2 protein-coding genes are annotated in these 5,543 nt (G+C 26.3%); both read right to left on the bottom strand.

Features of this window, described 5'->3' with window-relative positions; translation table 11 throughout:
* Positions 1-153: 153 nt before the first annotated feature.
* Positions 154-1,320: a peptidylprolyl isomerase gene (locus tag G3997_RS02520; protein ID WP_296647583.1), complete on the bottom strand. Its 1,167-nt coding sequence runs from the start codon at positions 1,318-1,320 to the stop codon at positions 154-156.
* Between the two features lie 1,409 nt (positions 1,321-2,729).
* Positions 2,730-5,348, bottom strand: a complete 2,619-nt coding sequence (locus tag G3997_RS02515) for a cation-translocating P-type ATPase (RefSeq protein WP_296647579.1) — start codon at positions 5,346-5,348, stop codon at positions 2,730-2,732.
* Positions 5,349-5,543 lie beyond the last annotated feature (195 nt).

Raw genomic sequence — 5,543 nt, 5'->3', positions numbered from 1 at the left:
TCTTACTCTTGAGTTTAATAAAAATCTAATTGATCAAATKAAAAATCTAAAAATAYTACTTAAGTATAAAATATATGATTTTATTTTTAAACTATATTTATAAAAAAATATCTCAAAGTACTAATAATATTTTAATACTTTGAGATATTTTATCTACTTAATTTCTACATTATATTTTTCAATTAAATTATCTAATATATTACTTTGCTTTTCATATCCTAAAGTATATACTAACTCTTCCTTTATAGTGTCAAAGTCTTCATACTTTTCATCTGTCTTTTTAATTATATGGTATCCATAATCAGTCTCTACTACCTCTGGATATATTTCACCATTTTTTAATGAAAATGCAGCTTTTTCAAAAGGCTCTACCATTTGACCTTTGCTAAAGAAATCTAAATCTCCACCTTTTTCACTACTAGTATCTTCTGAATATTCTTTAGCTAATTGAGCAAAATCTACTCCTTCTTTAGCTTGTTTTAATATATCTTCTGCTTTTTCCTTATTCTTTTTCTTTTGTTCATCACTTACAGAATTTCCTTCATCATCTGTATTTTTAATTAGTATATGAGATGCTCTAACTGTTAAAAATTCGTCCTTGTTTTTATTATAATAATTTTCTGCTTCTTTTTCAGTTACTTCTGATTCTTTTCCTATATATTGAACAGCAATTAATTCTTTTTCTAATTCTTTTAATATATCTTCTTTAGGAATATTACATTTATTTATTAAATCATCTTCTGTTATATTGTAAGTTTGCTCTAAACTTGATATTAAAGAAGAATATTCACTTTCTACATCTTCTTTTTCAACCTTTATTCCTTCTGCTTTACCTTCTAAATATAATACCTCTGTTGTAGTCATATAATCTATCATACTAGCTTCATAAGCATCTATTTCTTCATCAGTCATTTTAGTTTTTGCATTTATATAAAATAAAGGCTCTATTTTTTGTCTAAGTTGTTCACCAGTTAATTTTGTATCTCCAACTGTTGCTATAACCTTGTTACTTCTATAATTTCTTGATGTTGCAGGTAATACTCTTCCTACAGATTTTCCATATGTAAATCCTAAACCTAAACAAATACATCCTACAACAGCCATTGCAATTATAGATTTACCATGTTTAAATTTTTTTAATTTACTTTTAGTATTATTTTCTACTGATTCTTCAGTATTTATTATTTCTGAGCTTTTATCCTCTTTATTATCTACAACTTCTTCAGTTAATTCATCATTATTATTTTCTGTTTTTTCTTCTATAGAAGATTCTATTTTTGATTCTTCATTTTCTTTTGATATTTTTTTATCTTCAGACATTTCTTCCTCCTAAAWATTWTTTTATYTTCAGACATTTCTTCCTCCTAAAAATTAAACTTAGTTTTATATTACAATATGTATAATTAAATTGTGTGAATAAATTTTGAAAGTATCATGAATTTAAAATGAATTTAAATATTTCTTAAACTATATCTTATTTCATATCTTCCAACTTTATTTTCCTTATATTTAAGCATATTAGTTATTTCCATTTTACTCTTATTTAAATACTTCGAGCAATCATCTAATGATTTAAATACTTCTATTACTTCACCCTTAGTATTTAATAATTCAATTTTCTTTTTTCCACCTCTTTTAATTATAGATTTATATTTTCTATAATATCCATCATATTCATTATCTAAAGATTCAAATTTATAGTGCATTTTTATAGGATCTATTTTATGGTTTGATAATATTTCATCTCTTTTAATTTCAGATATATTTGCATCAAATATTTTGTTATTTAGTTCATTAAATATTTCTAGTGGACTTTTCTTATTATTTATATAATCATTATTAAATTCACTTAATTTTAATTCTTTACTTAAATATTTTATAGCTTCTCCTAAATAATCTGTATGACCATATCTTAAATTTTCTGCTATATACTCAACTGGTATTTTTAAATTTTTACTACACTGTTTATATGTATCATATATTGTTTCTTCATTTGTATATACATCAATTACCTTTAAAGCTTTTCCTCTTTTTATTTTTGCATCTAATATGTACTNATATACATCAATTACCTTTAAAGCTTTTCCTCTTTTTATTTTTGCATCTAATATGTACTTTTTATCATATTCATCAAATTCTGCTTCTGCTTCTGCTTCTGCTTCTGCTTCTGCTTCTGCTTCTGCTTCTGCTTCTGCTTCTACTTCTGCTTCTGCTTCTGCTTCTGCTTCTGTTTTTGTTTCTGCTTCTGCTTCTGCTTCTGCTTCTAAAGCAGAGTCTATTATTTCATCTGAATTGTCAACCTTTTCAGTAATATTTTCATTTTTTTCTTCAAGTTCAATTTCAGATTTTTCTTCTACTGCTATTTCATCTAAAGTATTTATTATTTCATTATCTATTACTTCTTCTCTCTCTTCTACAATTTTACTCTCCTCTGTTTTTTTCTTAAAACGGTTAAATAACTTTTTTAACAACTTATTATTCCTCCCAAAACTACGTAATGCTTATTTATAATGTCATATAATATATTACTAAAATATGTTTTATTAGTAAACCAAAGTATACTGTAATTTTATTTTTCAATAAAAAAAGATGTATATAATTTAATTATATCATCTTTATTTTATATCGTCAATACTTTTTTTAAAGTTTTTTTATACTGTAATTTTATTTTTCAATAAAAAAAGATGTATATAATTTAATTATATATACATCTTTTTTATATCGCTACTCTATTTTGTTTTTATAAACTTAACAGCTTCCATCATTAAAGTTGATACTAAAGCTAAAGCGAAACAAACTATAAAGCTTTCTAATCCAAATGATGCTGGAATTGCAAATACTGTTCTCATAAATGGTAATAATGTTATTAATAACATTCCTAAACAAACTACCACTGCACCTAATGCATATTTATTAGTTTTAATTCCTAATTTAAATATAGTTTCTGTATTAGATCTTGATGGTAATGTTTGTAGTATTCTCGATAAAGTTAAAGTTAAAAATGCCATTGCACAGCCTAACTCTGGTGAGTTTTTCATACCTACATACTGAGCAATTATAGTTACTATACCTATTATACTACCTTTTACTAATATAGCTTTTAATGTATCTTTATCTAATATTGACTCTTTAGAATCTCTTACTGGTACATTCATTATATTTTTTTCTGGCTTTTCAAGTCCAAGTGCTATAGCTGGTAGTGAGTCTGTAACTAGATTTATGAATAATAATTGTATAGTTGTAAAAGGATTAGGTAAATTTGCAAATAATGCAAATACTATAGCAATTATCCCACCTAAGTTACCTGAGAATAAATATGTTATTGATTTTTTAATATTGTTATAAATTGTTCTTCCTGATTCAACAGCTTTAACTATAGTTGCAAAGTTATCATCCATTAAAATCATATCAGATGAATCTTTAGCAACTTCAGTTCCACTTCCCATACCTATACCAATATCAGCTTGTTTTAATGCAGGTGCATCATTTACACCATCACCAGTCATAGCACATACTTTATCTTTTCTTTGCCATGCTCTTACTATTCTTATTTTATTTTCAGGCGATACCCTTGCATATACAGATACTTTATCTAATATTTTATCTAACTTATCTTCACTTAAATCATCTAATTCTTTTCCTGTAAGTGCTAAATCACCATTTTCCATTATCCCTATATCTTTAGCTATTGCCATTGCTGTTGTCTTATGGTCACCTGTTATCATTATAGTTTTTATACCAGAATTTTTAGCATTTTTAACAGCTTCATATACTTCCTCTCTTGGAGGGTCAATCATTGCCATAAGACCTATTAATGTTAATTCATTTTCATCATCTATAGTTAACTCAACATTATTATTTACTGTTTTACTAGCAAATGCTAATACTCTTAATGCTTGATTAGAGAAATCTTCATTGATTTTTCTATATTCATCTATTATTTCATCGTTAAATTCTACTACTTCACCATTACTTAAAGCATACTTACATCTACTAAAAATAACATCTGGTGCACCTTTAGTAAACATTATAGTTTCATCATCAACTTTATTTACTGTAGACATTAATTTTCTATCACTATCAAAAGGTATTTCACCTATTCTAATATATTTTTCTCTTAGCATTTTATAATCTATGTTATTTGAAGATGCATAGTTTATAAGTGCAACTTCAGTTGGATCTCCAATTTCAATACCTTCATTATTTACATCTGAATCATTACATAAAATTGATGCTAAAGTAAGATATCTATCTTGTATAGAACTACTTGTTGCTGCTACTTCATTACCATCTACATTGTCTGCTAAAATTAAATTTTTATTTTCATAAGTATATACATCAACTACTGTCATTTTATTTTGAGTTAATGTACCAGTTTTATCAGTACATATTATACCTGTTGAACCTAATGTTTCAACTGCCGGTAACTTACGAACTATTGCTTGTTTTTTAGCCATTGTATTTGTTCCAACTGCTAAAACTATAGTTACTATAGAAGATAGTGCTTCAGGAATAGCTGCAACTGCTATAGCTATTGCAAACATAAATGAACTTGCTAAATCTCCGCCTCTCATTACTTGAACTGCAAATATCATAGCAGATAAACAACATATACCTATACCTAACTTTTTACTAAATTCATCTAGCTTTTGTTGTAACGGTGTTTGCTTGCTCTCTGCATTATCAAGTAAATTAGCAATTTTACCTACTTCAGTATTCATTCCTGTATTAGTTACAATAAATGTCCCTCTACCGTAAACTACCATAGAACCACTAAATACCATATTTTTTTGATCTCCTAAAGCACTATCTAGTGGTATTTCTTCTTCTATTTTTAATATTGGTTCTGATTCTCCTGTAATCATTCCCTCTACTATTTTTAAACTTTGAGATTCTATAATTCTACCGTCTGCAGGTACATAATCTCCTGCCTCTACAAGTACAATATCACCTACTACTAATTCTCTAGATGAAATTGTTATCTTCTCATTATCCCTTATTACTTTAGTGTATGGAATTGATAATTTCTTTAAACTATCAAGTGATCCTTCTGCTTTTTTACTTTGAACAACACTAAGTATTGAGTTTAAAGTAACAACTGCAAGTATTATAGCTGATTCTATAACTTCTCCTAAAAATACTTGAACTAAAGCTGCTATCAAAAGAATTATTACTAAAGGATCTTTAAATGTTTCTAAAAATAGTTTTATAACACTACTTTTTTCTTTTTCCTTTAATTCATTATATCCGTACTTTTCAAGTCTTTCTTGTGCCTCTTCTTTAGATARTCCCTCTAAACTACTATTTAATAATTTCATTACTTCTTGAGTATTTTTTTTGTAAAACATACACATATCCCTTTCTCATTAATTTTTTGAAAATAAAAAAGACCCTTAGCGTATATTTTGTATACGTTAAAGGTCTTGCTAACAAGTTAATACTCGCTAATCAACCGGGATATTATCCGAAGTGACGATTGATTATCACTAATGTGAAAGCTACTCCCCTTTATGGGAACTTATTTATTTATGTAWTWATTATAT

The sequence above is a fragment of the Romboutsia sp. 13368 genome (genome assembly GCF_018336475.1).
Taxonomy (GTDB): domain Bacteria; phylum Bacillota; class Clostridia; order Peptostreptococcales; family Peptostreptococcaceae; genus Romboutsia.
This window is presented reverse-complemented; position numbering and strand designations above follow the sequence as displayed.